Consider the following 15,524-nt stretch of genomic DNA (forward strand, 5'->3'; position numbering starts at 1 on the left):
GGCCGCCGGCGAGAGCGGGGCGGGTCAGTAGGTCACGTCGCTCTTCTTGCAGAGGACCTGCTTGCCCTTGCTGTTGTAGGTGCACTTGTCGTCCAGCGTCCAGAAGTTCTTGGCGTAGCTGGAGCCGACATAGCTGTACTTGCCGTTGAACACGCAGTATCCGCCGCCGCCCGCCTGGATGTAGCCGAGGGCCTGGTAGACGTTGAACTTGTAGACCTTGAAGCCCTGCCCCACGCGGAGCGTGAAGTGGCGGCGCGTCTTGAGGCGCCAGCGCATGGAGATGTCGGTCGACTTCTCCTGGTTCACCTGGAATCCGACGGCCAGATTGATCGACTTGATGGGGGCGCCGAGGGTCGCGGTGACGACGTTGGAGACCTTCTCGCCCTTCTTGATCTCGACGTTCTTCGGGCCCCAGGCGGAGGTGCGCCACGGGTAGTTGTTGTTCCAGACGTATTCCGTGCGCTCGAAGTGGCGGTATTTGGCGACCCTGGAATTCGGGACGACGCAGGGCACCTTGGCCTTCTTCGCGGAGACGTGCGTCCCGGCCGACACGTTCGTGATCTTGGTGTTGTCCGAGCCGTCCTGGACGACGGTGGCGATGCCGGCTCCGCCGACCGCGGTCACGGCGGCCGCGACGACCGCGATCTTCACTGCCTTACGGGTCATGGGGGTCCTTTCGACTGTGGCCGGTCTGTCGAAAGGAACCTAAGTCCGGGACGGGTGCCCAGGTCAGAGCCCTAGGGCCCCATTGGATGCAGGGCCTTAGGGCCCTAGACGGAGACCCCCGTGAGGTCGGCGGAAAGTTGCCACAGGCGGGCCGCCGCTTCGGGATCGGTGGCCCAGGCGGCGACGCCGAGGTCGAGGAAGGCGTCCGGCTGCGCGGGCTCGGCTATGTCGCAGTCCTCGCAGTAGACCCCGCCGAGGCCGTTCAGAAGGGGCGAGGCCACGGCCCATACCTGGGTCGCCGCGCCCTCTTCCGGGGTTTTCCAGCCGGTGTTGGTGGGGCTGGCCTCGATCCTTGCGGAAAGGTCGGTCAGTTCCTGCTCGGACATGTGGCGGCCCAGGGAGGTCGCGATGGTTCCGGGGTGCACGGAGAATGCGCGGACTCCCGCGTCGCGGCCGATAGTGTCCAGATGGACGGCGAACAGCGCGTTCGCTGTTTTCGCCTGGCCGTAGGCCAGCCATTTGTCGTAGCCGCGTTCGAAATGCACGTCGTCCCAGCGGATGTCGGAGAGCTGGTGGCCGTTGGAGGAGACGGAGACCACCCGCGCGCCGCCGTCCGCGATCGCCGGCCAGAGCCGGTTGACCAGCGCGTAGTGCCCGAGGTGGTTGACGCCGAACTGGCTTTCCCAGCCGGGGCCGATACGGGTCTCCGGCGACGCCATGATGCCCGCGTTGTTGATCATCAGGTCGATGGGGCGGCGGGAGGCGAGGAAGCGTTCGGCGAACGCGTCGATGCTGCGCGGGTCCGCGAGGTCGAGTTCCTCGATCTCGACGCCGCCGGTTCCGCGCAGCGCCTCCTCGGCGGCCGGGCGGCGGCGCGCCGGGACGATCACTCGCGCGCCCGCCGCCGTGAGCGCGCGGGTCGTCGCCAGCCCGAGACCCGAGGCCCCGCCGGTGACGATGGCGAGCCGTCCCGAGAGGTCGATGCCCGCGAGGACGTCGGACGTGGTGCTCCGCGCGCCGAACCCTGAACCGATCTTGTGCTGCGGTGTGGTCATGGGTCGAAAGTAGGAGCTGGAGTGAACTCCAGGTCAAACTCGACGTTCCGCTGCCGGCGACCGGGTGTTAAGTACGTTACGTACGTTTGGGAGGGTGGTCCCATGAGGCTACTGATGCTGGGCGGGACGGGATTCGCAGGTCGGGCCATCACCGAGGAGGCGCTCGCGCGCGGCTGCGACGTCACCCTCTTCCACCGAGGACGCCAGGAACCGCCGGCGGGAGTGACGTCGCTCCACGGCGATCGTGCTGAGCCTGGCGGGTTGGCGGCACTCGGTGAGGGGGAGTGGGACGCGGTCGTCGACACCTGGTCGGGCGCGCCGTCCGACGTGCGGGACGCCGCGCAGCTGCTCGCTGACCGGGCCGGACGGTACGTCTACATCTCCAGCCGGTCTGTCTATCCCTTCCCGACGGCACCCGGGAGCGGCGAGGACGCGCCTGTCGTGGAGGGCTCCGCAGATGCGGGCAAGGGCGAGTACGCGCAGAACAAGCGGGGCGGCGAGCTGGCGGCGGTACGCGCGTTCGGTGACCGGGCGTTGCTCGTCCGGGTGGGGTTGATCCTCGGACGGTACGAGAACATCGGACGCCTGCCCTGGTGGCTCGCGCGGATGGCCCGAGGTGGGAAGGTGCTTGCTCCCGGGCCACAGAACCATGGCCTGCAATACATCGACGTCCGCGACCTCGCGACCTGGACCCTGGACGCCGTCGAACAGGGGCTCGGCGGCCCGTACAACATCGCCAGCCCCGCCGGTCACACGACGATGGACGAATTCCTGCACCTCTGCGCCGACGTTACCGGGAACAAGGCGGAACTGGTCTGGGTGGACCCGGAACCGATCCTCGCGGCGGGCGTCGAGCCGTGGATGGACATCCCGGTCTGGCTCCCGCCAGGCGAGGTCTACGACACGTTGATGCGGGCCGACGTCACCAAGGCGCTGAGCACCGGCCTTCGCTGCCGTCCGATCCAGGACACGGTCACCGACACCTGGGAATGGCTACAGGGCATCGGTGGGGAGGCTCCGCTGCGCGCCGACCGTCCGCAACTCGGATTGGACCCGGAAAAGGAAAGGGAAATCCTCGCTCACGCCGAATCGGGCGGGGTCGCCGAACCCCGCTGAAACTCGGCCTGATAACGCGCCTCGCCCAAGGCGGAGCGGGCGCGAGAGGCGATTCGGTCGACGTCGGCGCGCTCCGCCGGGGGCAGTGGCGCGCCGACGGACGTCCGGAGCGCGGCGGCCATCCCGAGCAGCCGCGCCGCCTCGCCTGGCGTCCCCGACAGGACGCGCGCACCCGCGATGCCCTCCAGTGCGAGCGCGACCGCGCGCGGGTCGCCGACCTCGCGCGCCGATTCCAGGCTTTCGCGGTGAGCGGCCAGCGCGGCGGCCGCGTCGCCGCGTAGCTCGGCGATGAATCCCAATTCGGCCAGCACGAGCGCCAATCCCGGCTCGCCTTTCAACGTCCGGATCCAGTGCAGCCACGGCAGAAGGTATGCCTCGGCGGCGTCCAGGTCGCCGCGATGGCGGGCGATGAGGGCCAGGCCGACCTCGGCGAAATGTTCGGCGACCCTGTCCGACGCGCCGACCGCCAGCCGCAGCGCGCGAAGGTGGTAATCCTCGGCGGCGGCCGGATCGCCGTCCAGAAGGGCGATGCGGCCGAGGCCGGAAAGGCCGAAGGACGCCTCCGTCCACAAAAGGAGTTCCTCGGCCATGCGGTGGCCGTCGCGGCGCAGCCCGGCCGCGCGGGCGTATTCGCCGTGTATTTCGGCCAGTTCGGCGAGCGTGTTCGCGGTCTTGATGCCGCCCCAGCGGTCGCCGAGGTCGCGGAAGCAGGCGCGGCTCTCCTCGGCGTCGGCGCGGGCGGCGGAAAGGTCGGCGCGGGCCCGGTGAATCGTCGCGCGGACGCTCAGCGCCGCCGCCGTGCCCCACCGGTCGCCACGCGCACGGAAGCCGCCGAGGGACTGCTCGACCATGGACATCGTCAGGTCCAGGTCGCCGCAGCCGCGATGGGCGAGGGCGAGGAACCACTGCGCCCAGGGGTCGCCGTCCGGGACGTCGAACTCCACCATCGTGCCGGACAGCAGCGTGAACCCCGTCCGCCACACCTCGACGCGGTCGCGCAGCGCGCGGTCGCCGTCGGCGGGGGCGATCGCGAGGGCCAGGTCGAGCGAGCGGCGCGCCTCGGTCAGGCGGCCGCGCAGCAGCCAGTACCAGGCGAGCGCGTCGACGAGCCGGAGCGCGTCGTCCCCGGCGCCGAGCGCGGCGGCCGTGTCGAGCGCGGCGCGCAGGTTCGCGGTCTCGGCGTCCAGCTGGTCGAGGAATCGCCGCTGGTCATGCCCGTAGAGGTGGGGCGCGGCGCGGACGGCGAGCGCGGTGTGGTGGCGCAGCTGCCGCAGCCGGATCGCGTCGTGCTCGCCCGCCTCGCGTAGCCGGTCCAGGCAGTACGCGCGGACCGATTCCAGCAGCCGGTAGCGGCCCTCGTCGGTCCGGACGACGAGGGACCGGTCGACCAGCCGGGCGAGGACGTCGAGCACGTCCAGGCCGTCCTGCGCGCAGACCGCCTCGGCCGCCTCCAGCGCGCAGCCGTCGGCGTGGACGGCGAGCCGCCGCAGCACGACCCGCTCGGCGGCCGGGAGCGGCTCCCAGCTCCAATCGATCATCGCGCGGAGCGTCCGCTGCCGGGCGGGCGCGTCGCGGCGTCCGGCGGTCAGCAGGCCGAACCGGTCGTCGAGGCGTCCGGCCAGCTCGTGGACGCCGAGCGCGCGCACCCGGGACGCGGCGAGCTCCAGCGCGAGCGGCAGGCCGTCCAGGCTCCGGCAGATCGCCGCGATCGCCGCCCGGTCGGCCGGGGACGGCGCGTAGCCGGGCATCGTGGCGGCGACGCGCGCGACGAACAGCCGCTCGGCGTCCGGCGGGTCCAGCGGCGGGACGGGCCACAGCCGCTCGCCGGAGATCCCGAGCGGCTCCCGCCCGGTGGCGAGGACGCGCAGGCCGGGCGCGTCCCGCAGCAGGTGCGCGGCCAGCTCGGCGACGGGTTCGACGACGTGCTCGACGTTGTCCAGGACGAGCAGCGCGGGCCGCGCGCGGAACGCGTCCGCGAGCCGCCGCAGGGGATCGGCGGCGGCGCCGGGCAGCGGGCCGTCCTCGCGCAGGCCCAGGAGCGCGGCGACTCCCGCGACGAGGTCGGCGAGCGTGGTCGTGGCGCGCTCGAACCCGGTCAGCTCGACCAGCCACGCCTCCTCTTCGTTCTCGGCCGCGGCGGCCTCCAGCGCCAGCCGCGTCTTGCCGACGCCGCCGGGGCCGGTCAACGTCACGAGGCGGCTCGTCCGCATGAGGTCGCGGACCTGCGCGACGGCGGCCGTGCGTCCGACGAGCCCGGTCAGCGGCGCGGGAAGGTTCGTACGCGGGCGGCTCGCGGAGTACTGCGACTCGTAGGTGGACACGTCGAGCTCGGGGTCCTGCTTGAGGATCGCCTCGTGCAGGGCCGCCAGCTCGGGGCCGGGGTAGAGGCCGAGGTCGGCGTCCAGGCGGGCGCGCAGCTCGGCGAACCCCGCGAGCGCCTCGCTCTGCCGTCCTGCCCGGTAGAGCGCCCGCATGTGGACGGCGCGCAGCCGCTCCCGCAGCGGGTTCGCCGCGACCAGGTTCACCAGGTCGACGGCCAGCGCCGCGTGTTCGCCCAGCTCAAGCCGCGCCTCGGCGCGCTCCTCCGCCGCGACCAGGCGTTCCTCGTCCAGCTCGACGATGGCCGGACGCACGAACTCCGCGTCGCCGAAATCCGCGTAGGCCGACCCCCGCCACAGCGCCAGCGCCTCGTCGAGCAGCTCGACCTTCGCACGCCGGTCTGACATTCCGCGTGCCCGCACCACGAGCGCCCGGAACTTGAACGCGTCCACCTCCGCGCCGCCGCTCTCCGGATCGAGGTGCAGCCGGTAGCCGGGACGCTGCGACACGACGACGTCGCGCCCGCCGGGCTCGGCCTGCTCCAGCGCGCGCCGGAGCTGGGACACGCGGGTGTGCAGGGTGGCGGTCGGGTTGCGCGGCGGGTGGTCGCCGTCCCACACGTCCTCGATCAGCCGGTCGGACGAGACGACCCGCCCCTCGTGCGCGAGGAGGTCGGCGAGCAGCGCGCGGACCTTCAGCTCGGGGACGCGCACGGGCCTTCCGTCCGCCGCCCAGACCGCGAGCGGGCCGAGCACCCCGAAACGCATGTCCGCAGACTAACGTGCCCACGAAACCCGTGTCCGCGAAGCTCTCGGCCCCGAATGTGGCCCGGCCTACAGGGCATCCGAAGAAGACCTGAAGATCTTCCCGGCACGCTCGGGGCATGACTTCACAACCAACGGTCGGCCGTGAGATCCGCCTGGCGTCGCGTCCGGTGGGCGCGCCCGTCGCGGCGAACTTCGAGGCCGCCGAGAGCAAGATCCCCGAGCTGTCGGACGGTCAGATCCTCGTCCGCAACACGTGGATGTCGGTGGACCCCTACATGCGCGGACGCATGGACGACGTCCCCGGCACCCTCCCGCCCTTCGCGATCGGCGAGCCGCTCGAAGGCTCAGCGGTCGGCGAGGTGATCGCCTCCCGATCGACGGACGTGCCGTCCGGCGCCCGCGTCTCGCACTTCCTCGGCTGGCGCGAGTACGCGGTCATGGACGCGGCGACCGCCACGATCATCGACACCGACCTCGCCCCCGAGCCCGAATACCTCGGCGCGCTCGGAATTCCAGGCCTCACCGCATACGCGGCGCTTACGGACGTGGCGAAGATTCGCGAGGGCGACGTCGTCTACGTGTCGGCGGCCGCCGGGGCGGTCGGCAGCGTCGCGGGGCAGTTCGCCCGCAAGCTCGGCGCGTCCCGCGTGATCGGGTCGGCGGGCGGGCCGGAGAAGAACCGGCTGCTCCTCGACCGCTTCGGCTACGACGCGGCGCTCGACCACCGCGCCGGGCCGATCGCGCCCCAGCTGGCCGCCGCCGCGCCGGACGGCATCGACGTCTACGTCGACAACGTCGGCGGCGACCACCTGGAGGCCGCGATCGGCGCGCTGCGTCCCGGCGGGCGCGCCGCGCTGGTCGGCGCGATCAGCGGGTACAACGCGGCAGAGCCCGCGCCGGGCCCGTCCAACCTGTTCCGGCTCGTGCAGGCCGAACTGACGCTGCGCGGCATGCAGGTCCTCTCCTACATCGGCCTCTTCCCCGAGTTCATCGGAAGGGCCGCGGGCTGGCTCGCCGATGGATCGCTCCACACCGAGCAGACCGTTCTGGACGGACTCGACCAAGCACCTACCGCGCTCATCGGCGTGCTGAGCGGCGCGAACACCGGGAAGATGCTCGTCCGCCTCCCCTGAGCCGCGCCGACTCCGGTGGACGCGGCGCCCCCGCGTCCGCTAGAGAGACGTGGTATGACCGCATTGGTACTCGGGCCGCACCTCCGGCACGTGAGCGCGCACACCGCGACGATCTGGGTGGAGACCGACGGCCCGTGCGAGGTCCGGGTCGTGAACGCGGAGCACGGCCTGGACGCGGCCGCCCGCACGTTCACCGCGCACGGCCACCACTACGGGCTCGTCGAGATCGACGGGCTCGACGCGGGCGCCCGCGTCCCCTACGCCGTCGTCCTGGACGATCAGACCGTCTGGCCCGTCCCCGGCGACGAGTTCCCGCCCAGCCAGATCAGGACACTGGACCCGGACGGCGAACTGCGGATCTCGTTCGGGTCGTGCCGCCGCTCCCCCGGCACGCCCGAGCGGTTCGGCCACGACGCGCTCGCCGCGTTCGCCCACCGGCTCCGCGGCGGCGACGACGTCGCCTGGCCCGACATCCTGCTCATGGTCGGCGACCAGGTGTACGCCGACGAGCTGAGCGACGAGATGCGCGCGTTCATCCGCTCCCGGCGCGGCGCGGACGAGCCGCCCGTCGACGAGGCCGCCGACTTCGAGGACTACACCCACCTGTACAAGCTCGCCTGGCTGCACGACCCGGCGGTGCGGTGGCTGCTGTCCACCGTCCCGACCTTCACGATCTTCGACGACCACGACATCCGCGACGACTGGAACACCTCCTACGCCTGGCGCGAGGAGATGTGGTCGCAGCCCTGGTGGAAGGCCCGCATCACCGGCGGGATCGGCTCGTACTGGATCTACCAGCACCTCGGGAACATGTCGCCGCGCGACCGCGCGTCCGACCCGCTCTACAAGGCGGTGCGCGACGCGTCCGGCGACGCGGGCCCGATCCTGGACGAGTTCGCCGAGCAGGCCGACAAGGAACCCGCGAGCACCCGCTGGAGCTACGCGCACGACTGGGGCGGCACCCGTCTGATCGTCGTGGACAGCCGCTGCTCCCGGCTGCTCACCGCCGACCGGCGCGGCATGCTCGACGACGAGGAGTTCCGCTGGCTGGACGAGCAGTGCCAGGGCGGCATGGACCACCTGCTCATCGCCAGCTCCCTGCCCTACCTGCTGCCCCGCGCGATCCACCACGCCGAGTCGTGGAACGAGGCCGTCGCGGGCGGCGCCTGGGGCAAGCGGAGCGCGGCGCTCGGCGAGAAGATCCGGCAGGCCGCCGACCTGGAGCACTGGGCCGCGTTCGAGCGCTCGTTCCGCGAGGTCGCGGGCGATGTCGTCGCGGTCGGCCAGGGCGACCGGGGGCCCGCGCCCGCCAGCATCTCCTTCCTCTCCGGCGACATCCACTACTCCTACCTGGCGCGGGTCATCGCCCCGGAGACCCGGTCGCAGATCACCCAGATCGTCTGCTCGCCGCTGCGGAACCCGCTGATCGGCAAGTTCCGCTGGGCGAACAAGGTCGTGTGCTCGCGCGCCGCCGCCGCGCCGTTCCGCGTCCTGTCGATGCTGTCGAAGGTGCCCGCGCCGCCGCTGCGGTGGCGGATGACCGACGGCCCGTGGTTCGACAACGCCATCGCGACCGTCACGCTGTCGGGACGCGAGTGCAAAGTGCGCTGGGAGACGCCCCGGGACGCGACGACGCTGGCCGAGATGGGCCGCGCGTCCATCACCCCGTGACGCGCCACGCGTTGTTGAAGGCGAGGTCGTAGGGACCTCCTGGTCAAGCGTTCACCTGCTGCTTCCCGTAAAGATGATGTGGTTCCGGGAGGGGTGGCGGGCGCGGCTGGTAGCGTCCGCCGCGGCTCCCCAATCTTTGTTACCGGGGAGTCGCGAACCGGCGGGGCGTCATGAAAGAGTGGCGAATCGCCGTATCGACCTACGGGGCTTGTGGGCTTCACTACGCTAGAGGCGCCCGGGGCCGCTACGCCGGCCAGCATCCCCGAGCGCAGGAAGGCGGCCGCCGCACGATGGTCACTCTCGCCGGCCCGACGGCCCCGTGTTGAGGAAGGGCGGTGCCGCATGGATCGCTGCGCCCTGTTCGTAGACGCCGGCTACCTCCTGGCCGACGGTTCCATGGCGGTGCACGGAACCCGCCACCGCGAGACCGTTTCCTGGGACTTCGGCGGCCTCCTGCAACTGCTGAGCAACCTCGCGCGCGAACGCACCGGCGTCCCGCTGCTGCGCTGCTACTGGTACGAGGCCACGGTCGAGGGCAGGCGCTCGGCCGAGCATGAGGCGCTCGCCGACCTGCCGGGCCTGAAACTGCGGCTCGGACGCGTCCGCCCCGGCCGCCGCGAGGGCGTCGACATCGAGATCCACCGCGACCTGATGACGCTCGCCCGCCACGGCGCCCTCGCCGACGCCGTCGTCGTCAGCGGCGACGAGGACCTCGCCCAGGTCGTCGCCGACGCGCAGGACCTCGGCGTCCGCGTCACGGTCGTGCACGTCGCCGTCGACGGCAACTGGACGATCTCCCGCGTGCTGCGGCAGGAGTGCGACGACCTCATCGAGATCGGCTCCGGCCACCTGCGGCCCTACGTCAACCTGCTCTCGGGCGCGGAGAGCCCCTCGTCGTCCTCGCTCGGGACGAGCCCGCTGTCCAACGGGCACGGCACCGGGACGAGCCCGATCGGCCCGCTGCGCACCACCTCCCAGCCCGGGCCGCCGCCCTCGACGCCGATCGTGGGGCAGCCGCCGATCCCGACGCCGTCCGTCCGCGACCTGGGCCCTGCGATGACGTCGAACTCCTCGCCGTCCGGCTCCTCGGCGGGCACCGGCCCGATGCCGCTGCCCCTGCCCGGCGGCTCGCTCGGCTCCTCCTTCGGCAACGCGACGACGCAGCCGCCCATGCCGCTCCAGGCCGCGCCGACGCCGAGCCCCCCGTCCACGACGGCGCCGGGCCCCTCGCGCCCGTCGCTGCCCTACAACTCGCCGATCCCGGCGCCGTCCCCGCCGCCGCCCCCGCAGTCGCCGCTGTCGTCGCAGCCCCTGCCGCTGCCGTCCAACCAGTCGCAGCCGATGTCGGCGCCGTCCGCGGGGCTCCAGAACCCGACGCCCGGCCCCTACACCGGCCCGCAGCAGATCGCGCCCGTCCCGCCGCAGCAGAACACCCCCTCGCTCGCCGACGCGGTCAAGGCCGCGCACCAGGAGGGCCAGGACTTCGGCGAGTCCGTCGCCCGGGACGCCCCCGCGCTGTGGCTGGAGGCCGTGCTCGCGCGCAAGCCGCGCATGCCGTCCGACCTGGAGGCCCGGCTGCTCCAGGGCTCCTCGCTCCCGATCGACTTCCTCCTGCACGACGAGGTGCGGCATGCGCTGCGCCGCGGATTCTGGGACGCCCTCGAACGTTCCCGCAGGTGAAGGGCACCCGCCCTCCAGGTTCGCGTAGGTAATTCACGATCATCATCGATTCGCCCGCTTCGGCCGCCGGGTGCCGGGTAGCGTTGAAGCGTGACGCATGTGACGGAAGACGATCTCGACGATCTGGAGTTCGACACCCTGCGCACCGGCGATCACATCTCGGCTGCCAGGCGGCTGTCCGAGCTGGCCGAGGCGGTGTCGGGCGGGGTCTCGCGCGCCAACGTGCTGCTGCGCGCGGGCGAGCAGTGGCAGCACGCGGGCGACCACGCGCGGGCGGCCGAGCTGTACCGCAAGGCGCTGGAGGACGGCGGCGAGGTCTACGGCGACCCGCGCGCCTATCTCGCCGACGCGCTCTTCGAGCTGGGCGAGCCCGATGAGGCCCGCCGCCTGGTCGAGCAGATCCGCGCCGACCAGCCCCGCGACCCCGAGGTCTACCGGGCCGTCGCCGAGGTGCTGTACGCGCAGGGCGACACGTCCGGCGCGCACGAATGGGCCACGAGCGGCGCCGACGTCGTCCTCGCCCTGCGCGACCGCGCCGTCGGCACCGGCATCGGCGGCGGACCCGACGAGCGCCCCGCGCCCGACACCCTGACGCCCGGCCCCGACGACGTCGCCATCGCCGAGGACAGCCTCGAAGCCCTTCTGCGCCTGCGCTACCGCGCCCGCATCGACCTCGGCCGCGCCGAGGACGACTACGACGCGCTGCTGGACGACCTGCTGAAGAACGACGCCTGATCAGAGCGTGCTGACCAGCTCGCTCAACGCCTGCGCGACGGCGGCCGGCGGCTCGTGCTCCACGACCGCCCAGCCCCGCAGCCGCGCCTCCTTGACCGCCTGGTCATGCCCGGACGAGGCACTCCGATCGGCCTGCGTCCGCAGATAGCCGCAGGGCGCCTCAGGCCAGTCAGGCGGAATGCGATCGTCCTGCGGCCGGGGCAACGCGGCATCGACGAACACATACCCGCCGACCATCCGATGCGCCGCCCGCTGGGCCAGCGCGACCCCGGGTAGCAGCGGCCCCGCGTCCCCGTGCGCCACCAGCACGAGCGGCACGTCCGGCCCGGTCGCCGTGATGATCAGCGAGACCCGCGCGACGTACCCGGGCCCGACGTCCGCCACGTCCGGCGCGATCACGTCGAGCCCGTAGGAACGCAGCATCTCCGGCAGGTCCCCCCACGAAGAAGCGGAAGCGCCGGGCGCATGCAGCAGGACGAGGGTTCCGGGGGTCACGTCCACATCCTCGTCATGCCCTCACCGTAGCGAACCCCGGCGGGCCCAATAGGGTTCCTCCCGTGAGCGATCGTGATGACCTGCTGAACGCAATCAATGACAAGGCCGTCGTGCACGGCGACTTCGTGCTGTCCTCCGGCAAGCGCGCCTCCTGGTACGTGGACCTGCGCCGCGTGACCCTGGACGGCGCGATCGCGCCGCTCGTCGGCCGGGTGATGCTCGACGCGACGGCCGACCTCGACTTCGAGGCCGTCGGCGGCCTGACCCTGGGCGCCGACCCAGTCGCGACCGCGATGCTGCACGCCGCCGCCGCCCGGGGCCGCCGCCTGGACGCGTTCGTCGTCCGCAAGGCGGGCAAGGCCCATGGCCTGCAACGCCGGATCGAGGGCCCGGACGTCAAGGGCCGCCGCGTCCTCGCGGTAGAGGACACCTCGACCACGGGCGGCAGCGTCCTGACGGCCGTAGACGCCCTACGCGAAGCAGGCGCCGAGGTAGTAGCCGTAGCGACAATCCTGGAACGCGGCGCCGCCGACCGAATCGCCGCCGAAAACCTCGAATACCGCCACCCCTACGCCATCACCGACCTCTCCCTCTAACCCGGCAACGGGCCGCCGATCAGCGCGGCCAGGTCGAGCCGATCGCCGCAAACGTCGGCGAGCCACGAATCGTGGACGTACTCGAACTCGTGGGTGCGCGTGTCGAACAGCCCGATACTGCCCGGCGCGACCTGCTGACGGGGATTGACCGGCGTCGAGTCCCTCAGGTTGCGCTTGGGCGGAATGAGCTGGGCGAGGGCGTAGGAGACCGTCGTCCCATAGCGGCGTGGCCCGTTCTGATGGTGGTAGTGCCCGCTGACGTGCAGGCGAGGCTGAAGGTGCTCGATGAGGCGACTCAGTTTCCTCGACCCCTGCGTGACCCCACGGTGAGAAGACATGCCGTACGGCCCGTCATGGGTGACCAGAACATCCACGCTCCCAGGCTCGACGGCCAGAAGAGAGTCGTAGGCGTCCGGGTCGAGGTCCATATAGCCGTCCAGCTCGACCTTCCCCAAAAACGCCACTCGCTGCCCCGCGACCTCGGCGATGTGCCCGCAGACGACATGCTGCAAGACGCCTAGGGGGTCCACGGGCGTCACAGCGCCACGCCCCCGATGCAGCTCCGCGAGCCATTCGTGGTCCTCATGATTACCGCTGAGGAAGAGCAGCGGGGGAATCTCCTCAAGCGCCATACGAACGCCCTCACCCAGCCGCGAAGAGGGATCCAACAGGCGAAAGAAATCACTCTGTGCCGGACCCTCGGCGCCGAACCGGCGACTGGGCTCGTCCCACCGCTCAGCCGAGGGAAAGGCACCCATATCCCCGACCTGGATCACAGCGTCCAGCCTGATCCCCCGACGCCGGGCCAGCAGCACGGCCGCCCCTAACGCATGCAACACACACCCATGCACATCACCGATGAACGCAACCTTCATCCCGACCTCCACGACCTAGTTGGGCGGATAGGCGAGCTTACGCGGCGGAGCTGTCGGCCGGGTTACGGCCCATGACCGCGCCGCATCGCGGTTGGGAGGTCGCCCGCAGTAATCCGTTTCGGGTGACCAGGGCTCTCTGCCAGCATGAGGCCCATGCGTCACCCCTTTGACACGCTGGACTGGCCGATCCCCACCGCCCGACTCCTGTTGCGCCGGGCCACCCCCGACGACCTGGACGCGACCTGGACCTTCCGGCAACTGCCGGAGACTCAGGAATGGATCGGGGCCGCCCCGGCGACGTACGACGACTACCGTGAGCACTTTCTCCGCGAGGAGCGGCTCGCGGACCTGCTCATCGTCGAACTGGACGGCCGGGTGATCGGCGATCTGACGCTGCGGGTCCAGGACGCTTGGGCCCAGAAGGAGGTCGCCGACCAGGCGAAAAGCGTCCAAGGAGAGCTCGGGTGGACGTTGGATCCCGCCTACGGCGGCAAAGGCTACGCCACCGAAGCGGTACGCGCCCTCATCGACCTCGCCTTCGGGAGGCTCGGCCTGCGTCGCCTGTGCGCCGACTGCTTCTACGACAACGAACCCTCGTGGCGGCTGATGGAACGGCTCGGGATGCGCCGCGAGCAGCACACGGTGAAGGACTCTCTCCACCGCACCAGGGGATGGCTCGACGGCCTCTCATACGCGCTCCTGGCCGAGGAATGGCCCGTTCCCGAGTAACTGTCCGACCTCAGTAGAGGCGGCTTTTCGGACAGTTTGAAGCGGAATATTCACAATATGCCGTGCTTCCGCCTTGTGGTAGATCGGCCGCATATAGCGCGGATCGTGGATCGCGCCTGCTGTCGTTGCCGTCTTTACCTTCCTGCTGTTACTAACTGCAACTTCACCGCCGACGAAGTGTATGTGCGGTGGCTTTTCTGAAATCGACTCCAAGCGGCGCTCATGGCGCTACGGTTGGTCACAAGTGAGGCGGTGCGTATGTCGCACAAGTTCGCGCTGCCCTCCACAAGTTTCTGTGGAATCGGGAGGTTCCCCGGATGATGACCACCCCTGAGCCCCACCCCGACCCCGAGGTCGAACTCACCGCGGACACCACGGCGCGCGAACTGTTCATCTACCACCTCAAACGGCTCCGCGAGGAGCGGAAGGTCTCCCAGAACACGGTGGCCAACGCCATCTACGTGTCGGCCAGCCTCGTCGGCGCCATCGAGGTCGGCACCCGGACGCCGAGCCCGGCCGTCGCCCGGGGTCTGGACAAGTACTTCGAGCTGGGTTGCTTCTTCACCTGGTTGCAGCCCCGCGTCGTCGAGGAGATCGGGCTGCCCGCCGACTTCCCGGTCTTCATCGAGGTCGAGGGCGAAGCCACGATCATTTCGGTCTACGAGAACACCGTGGTCATGGGCCTGTTCCAGGTGGAAGATTACGCTCGGGCGGTCCTGGAGAGGGCCACGCCCCCCGACAAGCTCGATGACGTGGTCGCGACTCGCCTCCAGCGGCAGGAGATCCTGGACAGGGAGAATCCGCCGCAGGTCGTGTTCGTGGTGGACGAGTACGCACTCCACCGCAAGTACGGAGACCGCGAGACGCGGATCGCCCAGTACGAACACCTGTTGGAGTTGATGCAGCGCCCCAACATCGCGATCTACGTGGTCCCCGACCGGGGCGAGGTCGCCCCCGAAGTAGCGTTCCAGCTTTTGAAGAATTCCGATGGGACGGTCACTGGGTACTATGAAGGCCCGCGAGGACGAGGCAGAATGCTCGATGAACCCCGGTACGTCAATGAGCTTCAGGCGCTGTTCGAGCGTATCCGGGCGAGTGCACTGTCGGCCGCCGACTCGGAGCTTTACCTCCGCGGTCTGCTCGAAACACTGAAGGAAGAGAATGAAGAACACTGACTTCTCCTCTGCCGTCTGGCGTAAGAGCAGTCACAGCGGCGGTGCATCGGGCGAGTGTGTCGAGGTCGCGGGTGCCCCTGGTGTGGTCGGGCTGCGTGACAGCAAGGACCCGGACGGTCCGAAGCTGGTCGTCGGGCGTGCAGCGTTCCTCGGCCTGATCTCGCTGATCAAGGACGACGAGAATGAAGAACACTGAGTTCGCCTCTGCCATCTGGCGTAAGAGCAGCCACAGCGGCGGCGTTTCGGATGAGTGTGTCGAGGTCGCGGGCGTACGAAGTGTGATTGCGCTGCGTGACAGCAAGGACCCGAACGGCCCGAGGCTGGTCGTGGGCCGTGAAGTGTTCCTCAGCCTGGTCTCGCGGATCAAGAAGGACGGGTCTGCGGTGCTGCGGGCGGGGGAAGGCTGACGGATTACTTGTACTGGGCTACCAGGGTGCGGAAGGCGTCCAGGTCGCCTATGACTTCCTCGGGCTGGGCCCGTTGCTGGTGCATGCGGTAGTAGCGGGCGCCGA

15 protein-coding genes are annotated in these 15,524 nt (G+C 70.7%); 10 read left to right on the forward strand and 5 right to left on the reverse strand.

Features of this window, described 5'->3' with window-relative positions; translation table 11 throughout:
• Positions 1-24 precede the first annotated feature (24 nt).
• Complete coding sequence (locus K2F47_RS37695) at positions 25-666, reverse strand: hypothetical protein (protein ID WP_242911032.1); 642 nt, start codon at positions 664-666, stop codon at positions 25-27.
• A 104-nt stretch (positions 667-770) separates the two neighbouring features.
• Positions 771-1,721, reverse strand: coding sequence for an SDR family NAD(P)-dependent oxidoreductase (locus K2F47_RS37700; protein ID WP_242911033.1), 951 nt, complete (start codon positions 1,719-1,721; stop codon positions 771-773).
• Between the two features lie 102 nt (positions 1,722-1,823).
• Here K2F47_RS37700 and K2F47_RS37705 point away from each other — a divergent pair, with 102 nt between their 5' ends.
• Complete coding sequence (locus K2F47_RS37705) at positions 1,824-2,837, forward strand: SDR family oxidoreductase (protein ID WP_242911034.1); 1,014 nt, start codon at positions 1,824-1,826, stop codon at positions 2,835-2,837.
• Here K2F47_RS37705 and K2F47_RS37710 read toward each other — a convergent pair.
• On the reverse strand, positions 2,801-5,923 hold the full coding sequence (locus K2F47_RS37710; RefSeq protein ID WP_242911035.1) for an ATP-binding protein: 3,123 nt from the start codon (positions 5,921-5,923) through the stop codon (positions 2,801-2,803). The two genes, K2F47_RS37705 and K2F47_RS37710, sit on opposite strands and share 37 nt — an antisense overlap.
• 116 nt (positions 5,924-6,039) lie before the next feature.
• On the opposite strand from K2F47_RS37710, the gene K2F47_RS37715 reads away from it, so the two are divergent.
• The 4 genes from K2F47_RS37715 (at position 6,040) to K2F47_RS37730 (ending at position 11,142) form a co-directional block, all read left to right on the forward strand.
• Positions 6,040-7,056, forward strand: a complete 1,017-nt coding sequence (locus K2F47_RS37715) for an NADP-dependent oxidoreductase (RefSeq protein ID WP_242911036.1) — start codon at positions 6,040-6,042, stop codon at positions 7,054-7,056.
• 54 nt (positions 7,057-7,110) lie between these two features.
• Positions 7,111-8,727, forward strand: a complete 1,617-nt coding sequence (locus tag K2F47_RS37720; protein ID WP_242911037.1) for an alkaline phosphatase D family protein — start codon at positions 7,111-7,113, stop codon at positions 8,725-8,727.
• Positions 8,728-9,069: 342 nt separating this feature from the next.
• Positions 9,070-10,407 (forward strand): NYN domain-containing protein, encoded by a 1,338-nt coding sequence (locus K2F47_RS37725; protein ID WP_242911038.1) that lies wholly within the window; start codon positions 9,070-9,072, stop codon positions 10,405-10,407.
• A gap of 90 nt (positions 10,408-10,497) precedes the next feature.
• Positions 10,498-11,142 (forward strand): tetratricopeptide repeat protein, encoded by a 645-nt coding sequence (locus K2F47_RS37730; protein WP_242911039.1) that lies wholly within the window; start codon positions 10,498-10,500, stop codon positions 11,140-11,142.
• On the opposite strand, the gene K2F47_RS37735 is transcribed toward K2F47_RS37730, so the two are convergent.
• On the reverse strand, positions 11,143-11,637 hold the full coding sequence (locus K2F47_RS37735; RefSeq protein ID WP_242911040.1) for a lipase family protein: 495 nt from the start codon (positions 11,635-11,637) through the stop codon (positions 11,143-11,145). It abuts the gene before it with no gap.
• A 62-nt stretch (positions 11,638-11,699) separates the two neighbouring features.
• Between K2F47_RS37735 and pyrE the strand changes: the two genes are divergently transcribed.
• Complete coding sequence (pyrE, locus tag K2F47_RS37740; RefSeq protein WP_242911041.1) at positions 11,700-12,233, forward strand: orotate phosphoribosyltransferase; 534 nt, start codon at positions 11,700-11,702, stop codon at positions 12,231-12,233.
• Here the strand turns inward: pyrE and K2F47_RS37745 are convergent.
• Entirely contained in the window at positions 12,230-13,108 is an 879-nt protein-coding gene (locus K2F47_RS37745; protein ID WP_242911042.1) for a metallophosphoesterase family protein, read from the reverse strand. The genes pyrE and K2F47_RS37745 overlap by 4 nt on opposite strands.
• Positions 13,109-13,261: 153 nt before the next feature.
• Here K2F47_RS37745 and K2F47_RS37750 point away from each other — a divergent pair, with 153 nt between their 5' ends.
• From K2F47_RS37750 to K2F47_RS37765, 4 genes are all read left to right on the forward strand, one after another.
• A complete protein-coding gene (locus tag K2F47_RS37750) occupies positions 13,262-13,837 on the forward strand; it encodes a GNAT family N-acetyltransferase (RefSeq protein ID WP_242911043.1) in 576 nt (191 codons plus the stop codon).
• A gap of 317 nt (positions 13,838-14,154) precedes the next feature.
• Positions 14,155-15,012 carry a helix-turn-helix domain-containing protein gene (locus K2F47_RS37755; protein ID WP_242911044.1) on the forward strand — a complete coding sequence of 286 codons (858 nt, stop codon included), beginning with the start codon at positions 14,155-14,157 and terminating at the stop codon, positions 15,010-15,012.
• Positions 14,999-15,208, forward strand: coding sequence for a DUF397 domain-containing protein (locus K2F47_RS37760; RefSeq protein ID WP_242911045.1), 210 nt, complete (start codon positions 14,999-15,001; stop codon positions 15,206-15,208). Before K2F47_RS37755 ends, K2F47_RS37760 begins: the two co-directional genes overlap by 14 nt.
• Positions 15,195-15,419 carry a DUF397 domain-containing protein gene (locus K2F47_RS37765; protein WP_242911046.1) on the forward strand — a complete coding sequence of 75 codons (225 nt, stop codon included), beginning with the start codon at positions 15,195-15,197 and terminating at the stop codon, positions 15,417-15,419. Before K2F47_RS37760 ends, K2F47_RS37765 begins: the two co-directional genes overlap by 14 nt.
• The last annotated feature ends 105 nt before the right edge of the window (positions 15,420-15,524 follow it).

This window comes from Actinomadura terrae, assembly GCF_022751215.1.
GTDB classification, from domain to species: Bacteria; Actinomycetota; Actinomycetes; order Streptosporangiales; family Streptosporangiaceae; genus Spirillospora; species Spirillospora terrae.